The organism is Pseudochelatococcus sp. B33, assembly GCF_053570585.1.
Genome location: NZ_JBSEFH010000007.1, coordinates 177,821 through 193,158 on the forward strand (window position 1 = coordinate 177,821; position 15,338 = coordinate 193,158).

At 63.8% G+C, this 15,338-nt stretch carries 14 protein-coding genes and 2 tRNA genes; 8 read left to right on the top strand and 8 right to left on the bottom strand.

Features of this window, described 5'->3' with window-relative positions; all coding sequences use genetic code 11:
• The first annotated feature begins 29 nt into the window (after positions 1 to 29).
• The 6 genes from ACUSIJ_RS09780 to ACUSIJ_RS09805 all read left to right on the top strand — a co-directional run bounded on the left by ACUSIJ_RS09780 (position 30) and on the right by ACUSIJ_RS09805 (position 7,183).
• Positions 30 to 1,202 carry a hypothetical protein gene (locus ACUSIJ_RS09780; protein WP_449308197.1) on the top strand — a complete coding sequence of 391 codons (1,173 nt, stop codon included), beginning with the start codon at positions 30 to 32 and terminating at the stop codon, positions 1,200 to 1,202.
• A 173-nt stretch (positions 1,203 to 1,375) separates the two neighbouring features.
• Positions 1,376 to 3,163, top strand: a complete 1,788-nt coding sequence (locus ACUSIJ_RS09785; protein ID WP_449308198.1) for an ABC transporter permease — start codon at positions 1,376 to 1,378, stop codon at positions 3,161 to 3,163.
• 8 nt (positions 3,164 to 3,171) lie between these two features.
• Entirely contained in the window at positions 3,172 to 4,299 is a 1,128-nt protein-coding gene (locus tag ACUSIJ_RS09790; RefSeq protein ID WP_449308199.1) for an ABC transporter ATP-binding protein, read from the top strand.
• Between the two features lie 72 nt (positions 4,300 to 4,371).
• A complete protein-coding gene (locus ACUSIJ_RS09795) occupies positions 4,372 to 5,127 on the top strand; it encodes an SDR family NAD(P)-dependent oxidoreductase (protein ID WP_449308200.1) in 756 nt (251 codons plus the stop codon).
• A gap of 52 nt (positions 5,128 to 5,179) precedes the next feature.
• Positions 5,180 to 6,562: an MmgE/PrpD family protein gene (locus ACUSIJ_RS09800; RefSeq protein ID WP_449308201.1), complete on the top strand. Its 1,383-nt coding sequence runs from the start codon at positions 5,180 to 5,182 to the stop codon at positions 6,560 to 6,562.
• Between the two features lie 72 nt (positions 6,563 to 6,634).
• Positions 6,635 to 7,183, top strand: coding sequence for a carboxymuconolactone decarboxylase family protein (locus ACUSIJ_RS09805; protein ID WP_449308202.1), 549 nt, complete (start codon positions 6,635 to 6,637; stop codon positions 7,181 to 7,183).
• 97 nt (positions 7,184 to 7,280) lie between these two features.
• Here the strand turns inward: ACUSIJ_RS09805 and ACUSIJ_RS09810 are convergent, their stop codons facing one another.
• The 4 genes from ACUSIJ_RS09810 to ACUSIJ_RS09825 form a co-directional block, all read right to left on the bottom strand.
• Positions 7,281 to 8,231 carry a D-2-hydroxyacid dehydrogenase family protein gene (locus ACUSIJ_RS09810; protein ID WP_449308203.1) on the bottom strand — a complete coding sequence of 317 codons (951 nt, stop codon included), beginning with the start codon at positions 8,229 to 8,231 and terminating at the stop codon, positions 7,281 to 7,283.
• A gap of 328 nt (positions 8,232 to 8,559) precedes the next feature.
• A complete protein-coding gene (locus ACUSIJ_RS09815; protein WP_449308204.1) occupies positions 8,560 to 9,735 on the bottom strand; it encodes an ABC transporter substrate-binding protein in 1,176 nt (391 codons plus the stop codon).
• Between the two features lie 453 nt (positions 9,736 to 10,188).
• On the bottom strand, positions 10,189 to 10,833 hold the full coding sequence (locus ACUSIJ_RS09820) for a 3-oxoacid CoA-transferase subunit B (protein ID WP_449308205.1): 645 nt from the start codon (positions 10,831 to 10,833) through the stop codon (positions 10,189 to 10,191).
• Between the two features lie 18 nt (positions 10,834 to 10,851).
• Complete coding sequence (locus ACUSIJ_RS09825; RefSeq protein ID WP_449308282.1) at positions 10,852 to 11,556, bottom strand: CoA transferase subunit A; 705 nt, start codon at positions 11,554 to 11,556, stop codon at positions 10,852 to 10,854.
• Positions 11,557 to 11,781: 225 nt separating this feature from the next.
• On the opposite strand from ACUSIJ_RS09825, the gene ACUSIJ_RS09830 reads away from it, so the two are divergent.
• Both ACUSIJ_RS09830 and ACUSIJ_RS09835 read left to right on the top strand, forming a co-directional pair.
• Positions 11,782 to 11,866: transfer RNA gene (locus ACUSIJ_RS09830), tRNA-Leu, on the top strand.
• A gap of 202 nt (positions 11,867 to 12,068) precedes the next feature.
• Complete coding sequence (locus ACUSIJ_RS09835; protein ID WP_449308206.1) at positions 12,069 to 12,623, top strand: N-acetyltransferase family protein; 555 nt, start codon at positions 12,069 to 12,071, stop codon at positions 12,621 to 12,623.
• Positions 12,624 to 12,734: 111 nt separating this feature from the next.
• On the opposite strand, the gene ACUSIJ_RS09840 is transcribed toward ACUSIJ_RS09835, so the two are convergent.
• The 4 genes from ACUSIJ_RS09840 to ACUSIJ_RS09855 form a co-directional block, all read right to left on the bottom strand.
• Positions 12,735 to 13,499: a methyltransferase domain-containing protein gene (locus tag ACUSIJ_RS09840; protein WP_449308207.1), complete on the bottom strand. Its 765-nt coding sequence runs from the start codon at positions 13,497 to 13,499 to the stop codon at positions 12,735 to 12,737.
• Positions 13,500 to 13,594: 95 nt separating this feature from the next.
• Positions 13,595 to 14,107, bottom strand: coding sequence for a TIGR00645 family protein (locus tag ACUSIJ_RS09845; RefSeq protein ID WP_449308208.1), 513 nt, complete (start codon positions 14,105 to 14,107; stop codon positions 13,595 to 13,597).
• Positions 14,108 to 14,336: 229 nt separating this feature from the next.
• The gene (locus tag ACUSIJ_RS09850) at positions 14,337 to 14,888 is read right to left on the bottom strand and encodes a class I SAM-dependent methyltransferase (protein ID WP_449308209.1); all 552 of its coding nucleotides are present in this window, start codon (positions 14,886 to 14,888) and stop codon (positions 14,337 to 14,339) included.
• Positions 14,889 to 15,021: 133 nt separating this feature from the next.
• Positions 15,022 to 15,096 (bottom strand) — tRNA-Gly (locus tag ACUSIJ_RS09855).
• Between the last annotated feature and the right edge of the window lie 242 nt (positions 15,097 to 15,338).

Below are 15,338 nucleotides of genomic sequence, written 5' to 3' on the forward strand. Positions count from 1 at the left end.
CCGGTTCAAATAATAACAGGGAGGTTCAGATGACTGCACATTTGTTGGGAAGCAGTATCCTGAAACGGGCACCGATCGGTGTGTTGGCGTTGACGCTGTTCGCCGCCTTGGGCGATGCGGGGATTGCCCAGGCACAGCAGCCGACGCATACGGCCGCACACGATCCGGCGGATGCCGGCTTCAAGACCGATTATGCCTCTATCGTGGCCGCGGCCGAGCAGGAGCCGCCCCTTCACTTCTGCCAGACTTTCACCGATGAGGAATGGGAGGCCTTCATCGCCGGCTTCGAGGCGATGTTCCCGAAAATCCCCCGGATCGAAATCTCCAACTGCAATGGTACAGAGCCGCGCGAGCGCGTGATCGTGGAGTGGCAGGCGAACCGGAACGATGTCGACATCATGAATGTCGGCGAGGACCTCATGAAGCGTATTGCCGATGAGAAGATCGGCGCGGCACCGGACTGGTCGGTGTTCGACGGAACGCCTCTGCAAATCGATCCGGGCGACATCGCTCCTGGCGGTCGCGTCGTCGGCATCGGCAGTTCGACCGACGCGATCGTCTTCAACAAGACCCTCGTCAGCAAGGACAAGGTTCCACGTAGCTTCAAGGAATGCGCCGAACCGCAATACGCCGGCCAGTTGATCGTGGACGTCCGCCCGGGCACGCGCTTCGCGATGATGCCGCATTTCCTGGGCGATGAAGGCATGATCGAATGGGCCAAGGGCGTTGCCGCCAACCGCCCGCTGTGGGCACGCAGTTCCGCGCCAATCACCACTGCCCTGATGCAGGGCGAGCGTCCGATCGCCTGCGGCGTCCAGATCCACGGCATTCTGCGCGGTTTCGCGCAGGCGGCGCCTGGCGGCGTGCTTGCCGAAGGATCCATCCTCGACTTCGTGGTGCCAACCGACCACAGCAATTCCCCGGGTTATGTCGCGCCCGTGATCTCCAAGCACCCGAATGCACCCAATACCGCCCTTCTCTTCGTTGCCTATGCCGCCTCCAACCCCAAGGCGATCGACGCCGTGAACCCCGGCTACGGCTCGCCTTTCATCAAGGGAAGCTGGAAGTCCGAATATTTCGCGACAGCCGAAGTCAAGCCGAACGAGCCGCCGGAAGGCCGTTGGGCGGTGCCGCAGCACGCGGAGCGCGCCGCGGAACTGACCCTCGGCGCGTGGGGATACCCGCAACCCGCGGTCCAGTGACCAGCATCGCGCTTTGCGGTGCAGATGCGTTGCGCCGGTGCATCACAATCCTCGCATGATAATCCTCGCATGATCATGAGACGTCGTGCCCAGGCAAATCGTTCGGGCGCGGTGAACTTTCCGGCAGCAGACCGGGGCGAGACGGCAAGCCGGAAGGGAGGGAACGAAAACGAATGAGTTTCAGGCAGAATCTAACCACCGGGTCAGGCGTCGATCAGGGGGCGATGCGCGGATCGGAGCATCGCTCGCTCCAGGAGAGACTCCGAACCCTCCGCCGCAACTGGCCGTTCATCCTGGCGGTCGCCATACTGCTCCTTCTGGTGCTGGTTCCGCTGGCGCTGCTCGTCGTGTCGAGCCTCAAGACCGGAACCCCGGGCAACCTCGGCGCCTGGACGCTCGACAACTACGCCCGCGTCTTTCAGACGGAGGAGACTTATCGGGCACTCAAGAACACACTTTTCGTGGCGGCCGTCAGCACCGTGATTAGCCTTTTTTTCGCGATCGTCTTCGCCTGGCTGATCGAGCGGACGGACATGCCGTTCCGCAATCTGTCCTGGTCTATCATGCTGCTGCCGATCGCCGTTCCAAGTATCATGTTCGTGCTGTCATGGACGGTGCTACTCTCGCCGAGAGCCGGCCTGCTCAACGTCTTCCTGCGTGAAAACCTCGGACTGTTCGAGGGCGACACGGGTCCGCTGCAGCTCTATGGATTGGGGGGCGTCATCTTCCTCGACAGCGTGCGCGGCGTCACTACCAGCTTCCTGATGCTGATAGCGGCGTTCCGGTTGTTCGATCCCTCGCTTGAGGAAGCCGCCAAGGTTGGCGGCGCCAACGTGATCCAAACGCTCTGTCGGGTGACGCTGCCGGTGCTGACCCCCGCGATCCTCTCCGCGGCAATGTATTCGTTTATCTCCAGCATGGACCAGTTCGAAGCGGCCCTCGCCGTCGGTCTGCCAGGCGGGGTCTTCCTGCTGAGCACCCTGGTCTATTTCAGCGTCTCGTTGCGAATCCCGGTCGACTATGGCCTCGCCGCCGTCTACTCGGTCCTTTTCATGGCGATCATGCTGCTGCTGGTGGTGGTATACCGGCGGATCATCCGGCATTCGGAACAGTTCGCCACGGTCTCCGGCAAGGGCTACCGCCCCCAGCGTGTGTCCCTCGGACGTTGGCGATATCCCGCTTTTAGTCTCGTCGCCCTGTTCGGCATAATCACCGTATTCCTTCCGATAGCGGTGATGGTTTGGTTGTCAGTGCGGCCGCTTTATGCCCCGATCGGGCTCAACGTGGACGTGCCGCTCACTCTCAAGAACTACGACAATCTCTTTAGCGGCCGCGCGCTTTGGAAGGTCGCCTGGAACACCGTGACCATGACGCTCGCCACGGCGACTGTCACCATGGCGCTGGCATTCCTGGTTTCCTGGTGCATCGTGCGCGGATCGGCGCGGGGCCGCGCCCTGCTCGACGGGCTGACCTTCCTGCCATATGCGTTCCCGGGCATCACCATCGCCATCGCGATGATCTTTGTCTTCCTCAATCCGCCACTGAACATCCTGCCTGTCTATGGCACGGTGGGCATGCTCGTCATCGCGCTGACCACCCAGTACATCGCCTTCGGCACACGGCTTCTGAATGGCGCGATCGTGCAGGTCAAGAAGGAGCTGGAGGATGCAGGCAATGTCGCGGGGGCAAAGCCCTTCGCCGTCATGCGTCGGATCACGTTTCCGCTGCTCATTCCGGCGGTGGTGTCCGGCTGGATCTGGGTTGCCGCCAGCTCCATGCGCTCCTTCTCGGTCCCTGTCATTCTCGCGTCCCGGAACAACGAGGTGTTTGCTTCGCAGATCTGGGGCCTTTGGCAGATTGGCAGATTCAGTGAAGCAGCCGCCTACGGGACCATGCTCGTCCTCGTGCTTCTGCCCATGACGCTGCTGCTGCGGCGGCTGATGTCGCGTACCGGAAATTAGGATCTACCGTGAGCACGCTAACCGTTACTCATCTCAGAAAGAAATTCGAGGCCGAAGGCCGGCGGGTCAACGCGGTCGACGACGTGTCGTTCGAGATCGGGGAAGGAGAGTTCTTCACCCTGCTCGGCCCGTCCGGATGCGGCAAGAGCACAACCTTGCGCTGCGTCGCGGGGCTTGAAGGGGTTGATGACGGCGAGATCGCGATCGACGGACAGGTTGTCGCCTCGAAATCGCATTTCGTCACAGCCAGCGATCGTCCGATCGCCATGGTGTTCCAATCCTATGCGATCTGGCCGCATATGACGGTAATAGGAAACGTCACGTTTCCCCTTTCTTATCGCGGCGGTGCCAGAAACAAGGGGGGCATCCCCCGCTCCGAGCGCCGCGATCGCGGAATGGAAGCGCTGAAAATGGTCCAGCTCGATCATCTGGCCGACCGGCGCGCTCCCTATCTTAGCGGCGGCCAGCAGCAGCGGGTGGCGCTGGCGCGCGCGCTGGTCGTGCGGCCGAAGCTGCTGCTGCTCGACGAGCCGCTCTCCAATCTCGACGCCAAGCTGCGCGAGGAAATGCGCTTCGAGATCAAGGAGCTGACCAGCAAGCTCGGCATCGCGACAATCTATGTGACGCATGACCAGGGCGAGGCGCTGTCAATGTCGGACCGCATCGCGGTGATGTCGGACGGCAAGATCATGCAGCTCGGCACGCCACGGGAGATCTACCTGACCCCGGTGACGGGCCGCGTCGCCCGGATCGCTGGTGCGGCGAACCTGCTGCGCGGCGAACTGGTGAGCCGGGGCGACGGCCTCGGCATCGTCAAGACGGGCAGCGGTCAGGTGCTGCGCTGCCTGGTGGTCGGGGAACATGGCGTCGGCGGCAGTCTGGATGTGATGTTCCGCCCGGAGCTCGTGCGGGTCATTGCACGCGGCAAGGCTGCTTCCGGCGCTCCGGACGGTGAAGACTCGGACAACATCCTCCCCGGCGTGGTGCGCGGCGTCGTGTTCACCGGCGACCATATCGCGTGCCACTGCGAAACTGGCGACGGTGTGATCGCCGCCAAGCTCCCGCCCGACAGTCTGATCGCACAGGACGATCCGGTGGACGTAGTGATTTCTGCCAGGAGCTGCATCGCATCCTGATCATTTTCCGGTGGCCGGCGTCGGTCGGCCGTCGGTGTAGTTGCAGCAAAAAGAAGAGAGGGAGCGCATCGCATGGATCGGACAGTTCTGGTGACGGGAGCGAGCAGGAACATCGGCCGCTTTCTCGCGCAGCGCTACGCCGCGGACGGCTACCGCGTCGTCATCTGCGCCCGCACGGGCAAGGCGGTCGAGGACCTGGCCCGGGAGATTCGTGCGGCCGGCGGCCAGGCGTTTGGCATGGCGGCCGACGTCACCCGGCCGGATCAGGTCGCGGCTCTGATCGATGCCGCCGAGAAGGAATTCGGCGGCATCGACATCCTGGTCAACAATGCCGTGGTCCGGGTGGTGCGGAAGTTCGACGATATGACGTTCGAAGAGTGGAAGCTCGCGTTGAACGTCATCCTCGATGGCGCCTTCCTCTGCACCAGGGCAGTGGTCCCGGGCATGCGGGCGAAGAAGTGGGGCCGCGTCGTCAACATGAGCGGCATCTCCGCGCTGATCGGCGCTCCGGACAGGATCGGTGTGGTTACGGGGAAGTCGGGGCTGATCGGCTTCACCCGAAGCGCCGCCCGTTCGACGGCCGCGGACGGCATCACCGTCAACGTGATCGCCCCGAGCCAGATCGATACCGAGCGGGGCGAATGGACGGCCATCGGCAATGTCGAAAAGGTGCTCGAGAACTACGCCCACGGACGCTCGCAGATCCCCGTCGGCCGCATGGGGACCCTCGACGAATTCTATGCGCTGGTCAGCTTCCTGACCTCGGACGCCAGCGCCTTCATCACCGGCCAGACCATCGCCATCAACGGCGGCCTCTACATGTACTGAACCGACCCTGCGCCGGCCGGTGGATTGAGCACGGCCACGGAGAACAAGCGGAATGACGATATCCGAGACGACGCCCACAGCGGCGCTGGCTGACTACATGGTCCGCGCGCGGGCGGTCGACCTGCCTGGCGACGTCACCATGCGGGGAAAGCTCCATATCCTCGACACGCTCGCCGCCATGGTATCGGGCACGACTTTGCCGGTCGGGCAAATGGCTCTCAGATATGCAGGGCTCCAGGGCACCGGTTCCGATGCGACGGCGCTTGGTCTCAGGGGACTCTGCAACGGGACCGTCGCGGCACTGGCGAATGGCATGCTCGCCCACGCCGACGAGACGGACGACTCCCATGCTGCGGCAGGCATGCATCCCGGCTGTGCGATCGTGCCCGCCGCCCTTGCCATGGCGGAGAAGAACGGCAAGAGCGGCGCCGACCTGTTGAAGGCGGTGGTGCTCGGCTACGACGTCGGCGCCCGGCTGATGCGGGCGATCGGCGCCAGCCTGCGCGAAAAGAACCGCCGCTATGACTCTCACGCGGTCGGCGGCGTATTCGGGGCTGCCGCCGCCGCCGGTGCGTGCACGGCGTCCCCGCTGAATGTGCTGCAATCCCGGTATCTGCTCTCCTATGCCGCGCAACAGGCGTCGGGGCTCGCGTCCTATCCGATGGATTCATCCCATGTCGAGAAAGGCTTCATATTCGGCGGCATGCCGGCCCGTAGCGGCATGACCGCCGCTGCCATGCTGGAGGCCGGCTTCACCGGCATCGAGGACGACCTCGAAGGCTACAACGGCTTCCTTCCCTCCTATGGGGCCGAAAAGGCCGATGCCCGGCAGCTTTCCGCCGGGCTCGGCGAGCGCTTCGAGATCATGGCCACCAACATCAAGAAATATTCGGTCGGATCTCCCATTCAGGCGCCGGTTGATTGCCTCGCGAACATCATCCGCCGGGATGGTGTCGGGCCCGACGACTTCGCCGAGATGATCGTCCACACCCATCATGGCGAGGACAGGATCACCCGGTCCGACCAGCACATGAGCAGCCTCAACCTGCGCTACCTGCTCGCCGTCACCCTTCTCGACGGCGGGCTCTCGTTCCAGGCCGCGCACGACGATGCGCGCGTGCACCGGCCGGAGGTGGAGCGGATCAGCAGCCGGATCTCGATCAAGGCCAATCCCAGCCTGTGGTCGGCGGAAAGCCCGCGTCAGGGGATTGTCGAGTTCGTCACCCGCGACGGCCGCACGCTGACCGACCATGTGGTCGCCGTGCGTGGTGCAATGGAAAATCCGATGTCCACTGACGAGGTCGCGGCGAAGGCGCGTGAACTGTTCGAGGTGGCGCTGCCGGCCGACCGGGCCGACAGGGCGATCACCGCGATCCTGGATCTCGAATCCCTGCCGGATATCGGTCGCCTCATGCGGCTGCTGAATCCGGGCTGACGGAACGGCCCTCCGCTCGAAAGAACCTTTCAACTTCTCCTATCCCCAACAGCCATCGACAAGGAGCAAACAATGGCCCGTCTCGAACTCCCCGTCCGCGAAAAGCTTTCCACCGAAGAACAGTCGGCCTATGACCACATCATGGGCAGCCGCGGCCATATCGGCGGGCCGTTCACCGTGCTGGTCTACAGCCCGGAACTCGGCAAGCGCGTCTGTGATGTGGGCGCCTACGTCCGCTTCGAATCTGACCTGCCCGCGGATCTGCGCACTATCGCGGTGATGACCGTCGCGCGCGAGTTCAACTGCCGTTTCGAATGGGCGGGCTGGACCAAGCAGGCGCGTGAGGCTGGCGTCTCCGAGCGTATCATCGAAGCGATCCGGGACCGCCGGCCGCTGGAGAACCTGACGCCCGACGAGCAGTTGGTCGTCTCCTTCGGCGCCCAGCTGATGAGCCCGAAGCACCGGGTTGACAAGGATGTCTACGACGCCGCCATCGCGCGCTTCGGCGTCAAGGGTACGGCCGACCTGTCGGCGACCTACGGCTATTTCGCCATGCTCAGCTTCACGATGAATGCGTTCGAAGTCGACGTGCCGGAAGGTGAGGACGTCCTTCCCGACTGATTTCGGCAGAGCCCGGGCGACTTCCTGAGCTTGGAAGACGCTCCTGGCGATCTGATACCAACGGTCGGGAATGCTGACGCACTCCCGACCGTTGGTATTACGACAGTGCAGAGACGATGCGGACTGGCGCTCCCTTTAGCCAGGCAGCGATGTCTTCCACCACGTCGCGGTAGAATACGGCAAAGGTTTCCTCGGTCACGAAGCCGACATGGGGAGTACCGATCAGCCGGGCAACACGTCGAAGCGGACTGTCGGCCGGCAGTGGTTCAACATGAAACACGTCGAGGGCCGCCCCGGCGAGCCGATTTCCGTCTAGCGCGTCAATCAATGCGTTCTCATCGACCAGAGGCCCGCGCGAGGTGTTGACCAGGAAGGCGGTCGGCTTCATCAGTCCGAGTTCGCGCGCGCCGATAATACCGCGCGTCTCCTCGTTCAATCGAAGGTGAACTGACACGATATCCGACGTTCGAAGAAGGTCGTCGAGCGACGCCGCGGCGGTTGCGCCTTCTGCTCTCGCCCGCTCCTCCGTGATGTTCTTGCTCCAGACCGTGATCGGCATGCCAAAAGCGGCGGCCACACGTGCGACACGAACGCCGAGCCGGCCGAAGCCGAGCACGCCCAGCCGGCGACTGGCGAGGCTGTGGCCGAGCCGCGGCTGCCACGTCCCGCCGGCCTTGAAATCCCTGACCTCTGCCGGAATGTGGCGGGCCAACGCGAGAATGAGCGCCCAGGTCAGTTCCGCTGCCGCACCGTGAACATCCCCCGTCGAGCAAACCGTGATGTCACGCGCCGCGCAGGCGTCCATGTCGATCGCCGCATTGTAGCGCCCGGTGGTGACGATCAGCCGGAGCTTCGGCAATGCAGCGATCACTTCGGCATCGAGGCGGGTACGTTCCCGCATGCAGACCACGATGTCAAAATCACGGAGCGTGGCGATGCGCGCTTCGCGTGTCGGGAGAAAATCATGAAACGCAACGACTTCGACTTCGGCTGTGATCGGGCTCCAGTCGGCGATCGAGAGGGCAATCTTCTGGTAGTCGTCGAGCACTGCGCAGCGTAGCACCACTTCCTCCAATATCTTTCAAACATTATCTTCTCGGAAATCTGCCTCGCGATCTGTCGCGATGAGCCATTCCGGTCGACTGGTCTGAAGTTGCGTTGTCATTCCCGGGCGAAGCAAAGCGTGCCTCGCCGGGAACGACTGTCGGGTCGGCTGCGGCGGACCGAGAAGTCCATCGCAGCCGAAGTACTCATGCCAATGGCCGGGAATATTGACGCATTCGGCCGTTGCAGTCATCATGGATGTCCTATTGGCGCCAGAGGCATGCGACATTCGCAAGCGGGATGCCAAGGGGCATTTTCAATGCCTCTCGGTATCACTTGACAGCGGGTTGCGGATAACCCCAGGCGCCGAGAATCAGTTCAGCTGCGCGTTCCGAATGTTGCGGAACCGCCCAGCGGCCTTCCGGCGGCTGGTTCGGCGTGACGCCCGCGTGCGCATAGTAGTCGGCCTTCCAGCTTCCCTTGGTATAGGGCGAGCCATAGCCGGGATTGACGGCGCTGATCGCGTCTGGGCTCGACGCGGCATAAGCGACGAGAAGCAGTGCCGTGTTCGGCGCGGCGGGATGCTTGCCGATCAGCGGTGCGACATAGCCTGGCGAGTTGCTCTGGTCGGTGGGCACCACGAAATCGAGATCCGTGCCCTCGGCCAGCACGCCGCTGGGCGCGGCCGTCGCAAATCCGCGCAGGACGCCGTGGATCTGCAGGCCGCAGGCAATCGGGCGTTCGCCCTGCAGCAGCGCGGTGGTGACGGGTGCGGGGCTGCGCGCCCAGAGCGGGTCGTTAGCGGCGAGCGCCTTCGCCCATTCGACCGCGCCTTCGTCACCCAGGATCATCGGCATCATGGCAAAGGCGATGCCGGGCCGCACGTCGACGATGATCTTGCCCTTGTACTTCGGATCCGCGCATTCCTTGAAGCTGTGCGGCACCTGATCGGCGCTGACCATCTTCTTGTTGAAGACGATCGCAGCGGTTGCGCTGCCAACGCCGACGATCCGGCCGCCGGGCGCGATATCCTCCTTATCGATCTGCAGCGGCGATCCGTCGAACACGGACCAGTCCGGCGTGGCGCCGATGTCCTCATCCTCGATCCGCTTCATCAGGTCTTCGCCGACATTCATCATGTCGACGTCGTTCCGGTTCGCCTGCCACTCGACGATCACGCGCTCGCGCGGCTCGGTGCCGAGGCAGTTGGACGTCTCCACGTCCTTGATATTCGGGAAGGCCTTCTTGAAGCCAGCGATGAAGAGGTCCCACTCTTCCTGGCTGAAGGTCTGGCAGAAGTGCAGCGGCGGCTCCTGTTCCGCAGCGGCGACGATCGAGGCATAGTCGGTCTTGAAGCCGGCATCCGCCGGCTTATGGTTTATGGTCCGCGCTGGCTGGTTGTTCTGGGCTGACGCGTCTGTGGCGCCGAACAACGCGATCGGCGCAAGAAAAACTCCCTTCAGCGCAGCTTTTCTGATTGCGCTCCTCAAGCAGACATGCCTGGCCATCCGCACTCCTCCCTGTTACAGCCCATTGTTTCCGCTTGACGGTCCGATAGGACCGAAGCGGGGGCGCTGGTTCGGATCGAACGCGCCTCAGGCTTTCTACTACTTAGTGGGAGGAAGGATGCGCACTCCAATATAATTGTGGCATTACGCGATATCACGTCGCGTATCTGGAGGCGCCGGGTAGGGCGCGGTCTCGATCATGGTCAGACGCGTCCGCGAACAGCGACCAGATCGCGGATGGTCGCGACGATCATCTCCGGGCGCGCCTCTTGTGACCCTGCCTTCGATCAGCGCGTCGTAGTCCCGTTCGGGAATGACCCCGCCGGCCACGACCAGGAGGTGCCCCGCAATATGAACCGCCGCCTTGCCGCCTCCGGCCCGTCGCCGGACAGGCAACCGAAAGGACAGGGGGCGGCATCGTGCCGTCCCCCTGTCCTTCTGACGGCGTCGGCATCACGCTGCGAGGTTTTCCGCCACCTCGAACAACGCGGCGGTGCCGGCCTTGACCTCGTCGAGCGTCACGCCGTCGGCGAGTTCGATCAGCTTCAGGCCGTTCTTGTCGACCTCGAAGACGGCGAGATCGGTGATGATGAGGTCGACGACGCCCTTGCCGGTGAGCGGCAGGTCGCATGCCTCGAGGATCTTCGGCTCGCCCTTCGCCGTGTGCTCCATCACCACGACGACGCGCTTGACGCCGGCGACGAGGTCCATCGCGCCGCCCATGCCCTTCACCATCTTGCCGGGGATCATCCAGTTGGCGAGGTCACCCGTGCGGGAGACCTGCATGGCGCCCAGGATCGACAGGTCGATGTGCCCGCCGCGAATCATCGCGAAGCTCGTCGCCGAGCTGAAGAAGCTCGACTGGGGCAGGGCGGTGATCGTCTGCTTGCCGGCGTTGATGAGGTCCGGGTCCTCCTCGCCCTCATAGGGGAAGGGGCCCATGCCCAGCATGCCGTTCTCGCTCTGCAGGGTGACGGTGATGTCGTCGGGGATGTAATTGGCGACGAGCGTCGGAATGCCGATGCCGAGGTTGACGTAGAAGCCGTCCTCGAGCTCGCGGGCGGCGCGCTCCGCCATCTGTTCACGTGTCCAGGCCATTGTCGCTCTCCCTCTCCCTCAGGCGGCGCGCGGACGGGTCGTCACCCGCTCGATGCGCTTTTCGTAGTTGGTGCCGTGGACGATCCGCGTCACGAAGATGCCCGGCGTGTGGACGGCGTCGGGGTCGACGCCGCCGATATCGACCAACTCCTCGACCTCCGCCACAGTGACCGTCGCCGCGGTCGCCATCTCGGGATTGAAGTTGCGCGCGGTCTTGTTGAAGATGAGGTTGCCCTCGGTGTCGCCTGTCTGGGCCTTGATGATGGCGAGATCCGCCGTGAGCGCGCGTTCCATGACATAGGCCTCGCCGTCGAACTCGCGCACTTCCTTGCCCTCGGCCACCAGCGTGCCGACGCCGGTCTTGGTGAAGAAGGCGGGAATGCCCGCACCGCCGGCGCGGATGCGCTCGGCCAGCGTCCCCTGCGGGTTGAACTCCAGCTCCAGCGCGCCGGAAAGATACTGTTCGGCGAACAGCTTGTTCTCGCCGACATAGGACGAAACCATCTTGCGGATCTGCCCGCGCTCCAGCAGCTTGCCGAGGCCGGCGCCGTCGATGCCGCAATTGTTGGATATGACCGTCAGATCCTTGACGCCGCTTTCCGCGATCGCATCGATGAGCTTTTCCGGAATGCCGCACAGCCCGAACCCGCCGGCCATGATGGTGATGCCGTCGCGCAGCAGGCCGTCAAGAGCGGCCCGCGCATCAGGATAAACCTTGTTGATTGCCATAAGCGTCTCTCCCACGAATGGACGCACTTTCCAACCATGGCGCTGAAAATGCAAGGGCGCTGCAGGACAAGAACATGGGAGCGCGCCGAAGGAGCCGGGAAGGGGAGGAGCCGGACGCGGCGGAGCCATGTGGAGAGCCGCCGAAGGGGCTGGACTTTCACCCGCCACGTATGGCAATAACACAACCTGTTGTCCCGTCCCGGCTTCGGGAGGGGACAGGCGGGTGTGGTGGAACTGGTAGACGCGCCGGACTCAAAATCCGGTTCCGAAAGGAGTGTCGGTTCGAGCCCGACCACCCGCACCACGCTTCGCCTTCGGCTACGCGTGGTGCAGCCACCGGAGCGCTTTCCGATCCAATGGAATCACTGGATCGGAAAGAATTCTCCAGGCGCCGATCTTGGGCGAAGCGGTGCCCGGCGACGCCTTCAGGCGGAGACGGGCTGGAGCCGCGCCATTGGTATGTTTGCCCCATCCGCAGTATGGTTGTATCGGAACAAGAAAACGGAATGCTGATCAGGCCGGCGACCGAGGCGGATGTTCGCGGAATCACCGCGATCTACAATCATGCCGTCGCCAATACGACCGCCATCTGGAACGACACGATCGTTGACGAGGCCAATCGCGCCGCCTGGCTGGCGGCCCGGCGATCGGGCGGCTTTCCGGTGCTGGTCGCGGTCGCCGACGAGCCGGGGGCGGACGGCGTGTACGGCTATGCGTCCTTCGGCGAGTGGCGCGCGTTCGACGGCTATCGGCACACGGTGGAGCATTCGGTCTACGTCCACCCTCATCACCAGCGCGCGGGGATCGGCAGGCTGCTGCTGGAGCGGCTGATCGAGGAGGCGCGCGCGCAAGGCAGGCACGTGATGATGGCCGCGATCGAATCGGGCAACACGGCCTCGCTCGCGCTGCATTACGGATTCGGCTTCGAGGAGGCGGGCCATTGCCGGGAGGTGGGGACGAAGTTCGGCCGCTGGCTCGATCTGACGTTGCTGCAATACGTCCTCGACGGGAACCCGCCGGACGGGCGGGCTGACGTGCCCGCGTCGTCCCAGTCCGCCTGAATCGAAGCACGCGACGGGACGCGCCCCCTTGCTGACAAGTGGCTCCCCATCGGCGCGGCGGGCAGAAAATCTGCACCGGTGCCGCCGCGCTGTCTCCTTGTCTGAGCAATTTTAACGCGCCGGCTTGACGGCGACGAAGCGCAGCCGGACATAGTCGGCAAACCATGTTCCCCGCTCATCGCGCAGGTGCACCAGGCGGCGTTCGGTGTCCTCGATGACGGTTCTCGTCGCTGCCGCGTCCAGCCCTGCGAAAAACGGTGCCCCGAACGTTCCGAGCCACCCGGCCACGCCGGTGGGCAGCGGGGTGGGGCGAGGGATGAGGGATATGTCCCGAACGGAGAATCCGGCCCGTTCCAGCCGGGCCGTCTGCAGGGCGGGTGTCGGGAAGTCCCAGGGGGTAAAGCCCGGATCGGACCGGCCCGCCGCCTCCAGGCTGGCATTCAGGGCGACGATAACGGCGGCCACGTTTCCGAAGCCGCCCTGCTCTGCCACGAGGCGGCCGCCGGGACGCAGCGCGGCGAAGGCATTGGCCAGAACGATCTCGGGCGCGCGCATCCAATGAAGGGCGGCATTGGAGAAGACGGCATCATACCGCTCCTGGCCGAACGGGGCATGCGCATCCTGTTCGATGACCGTCAGGCCGCGCTCGCGCGCACGGGCAGCCAGAGACGGATCGGGTTCGAGCCCGACGACGTTGGCGCCGGCGCCGGCGATGCGCAGCGTGAGCGCTCCGTCACCGCAGCCGATATCGAGAATGGCTTCGCCCGCTTCCGGTGCCAGAAGCACGAACGCATCCTGGCCGAGGGCCGACACGAATCCGGCGTTGTTGATGTACGTCTCGGCATCCCAGATTTGTCCGGCTGCGGGGCGGGGCACGGTCCTTCTCCTCGTTCGAACGTCCTCATGCCGTTCGTACCAGCGGAAGCAGCCCCCATCAAGACGACCGGAAACGAGCGCCGCCGCGCTCGCGCTCAGTTGCCGTTGTGGTGGTCGCCCGACAGCCTCTCGGTGAGGGCGAGCAGCGGACCGGTTATGACGAAAATGATGTGCAGCCCCACCATCCACATCATCTGCCTGTCCGAATACTCGGACACGTCCATGAAGTTCTTCAGCAGCTGGATGGACGAGATCGCCACGATCGACGACATCAGCTTCAGCTTGAGGCCGGTGAAGTCGATCCTGCCCATCCACTCCGGCCAGTCGGTCCGCTCGCCCGTGGAGACGGTGGAAACGAAGTTCTTGTAGCCCGAGAAGATCACGATGACGACGAGGGCGCCGATGAACGCCAGGTCGATGAGCGTGAGAACGCGGAGCACCATATAGGAATATGGCGGCGGCGAGTAAAACACCACCGGCAGAAAATCCAGCATTTCCCTGATGGCCGTGATCAACAGCGCGACCAGCGCGACGAGCAGCGCCAGATAGAACGGCACCAGCAGCCACCGGCTTGCGAACAGTATACGCCTAACGCCCAACCCCAACATGCGACCTCTCCGCAAAATCGGCGGCCCGCTCTCGGGCACCACCGCAGACCGTCCAGTGTCTATGAAGCGTCACCGGCGGGGGCCATGACATGCGTCAATACCCGCGCGGGCCTCACCCTGTACGCCCTTCGTGTGCGGCCCGTGTGACACGGTGCGCCTCGCAACGCGCGGCTCACGATGAGGGCGAGACGGCCTCGCCGATGCAGCCAGCATCGGCCTTGAGGTTTTGTCAGGGGTTCTTAATCCGAGACTTTCCTGATCCACACTTGCAGGCCGCGGTCCAGAACCTCGACCTTGTGGGCATAACAGGCCAGGAACGCATCGATCGCGAGCTTGGGCGTTCCATGTTGGTTGAACGCGGGATCGTTCCACTCATAGTCGTCGAAGCCGATGATGCCGCCCACCTTGACCCGGCGAAAGGTGAGGATGGCATCTTCAAGCACGTCGCATGACCAGTGGCTTCCGTCAATGTAAGCGAGGTCGAACGCGCTTGGCGGGAGTTTGGGCAATACCTCGCTTGACTCCCGATCTTGATCGTCGTCTTGCCATGCCCGCCGGAGACGCCGAGGTTCGCCCGGAGCACCGGCTGTTCGAAGATGTCTACACATACGAGCCGCGCGCGACGATGGGTCAGGACGTTGGTCAGCAGCCACGTTGCCGAGCGTCCCTCATGGGTGCCGATTTCCAGCGCACGAACCGGCTGCCCGGCAAACTCAGCCAGCAGCCGCTCCCATTGCGGGATATGGCCGCTGAACCAGTCGTGGGCGAACTGATACTCCATAGGCCGGGCTTGTACCACCGGCCATACTGTCGATCAAATTTGGGCAGGCGGCAGCAACCAGCTATCGAGCCGGGCACTATTGATTGCCGTGGAAAATTTTTGAAATCAATGAGTTGCGTCGGTGCGCGATAATTGGAGCGGGCGATGGGAATCGAACCCACGACATACAGCTTGGGAAGCTGTCGTTCTACCACTGAACTACGCCCGCGGCCGGACCGCCTGCGTCGACCATGCAAATGACCGGCGCGCGATCGAACTGGCGGGTGCATCGACCCGAACCGCACGCGCTAGAACTAGCGCGTTTTCGCGATCCGGCCAAGCGAATTCGTTGGGTGAACGGTCGTTCGAACCGCCGCCTGTGGATCGTGGCGCGCAATGCTCGCCGGCAGGCTTGCCGGTTCATTGCGAAAAAAAGCGCGGGACGCCGCCGGCGTCCCGCGCATTCTGCCT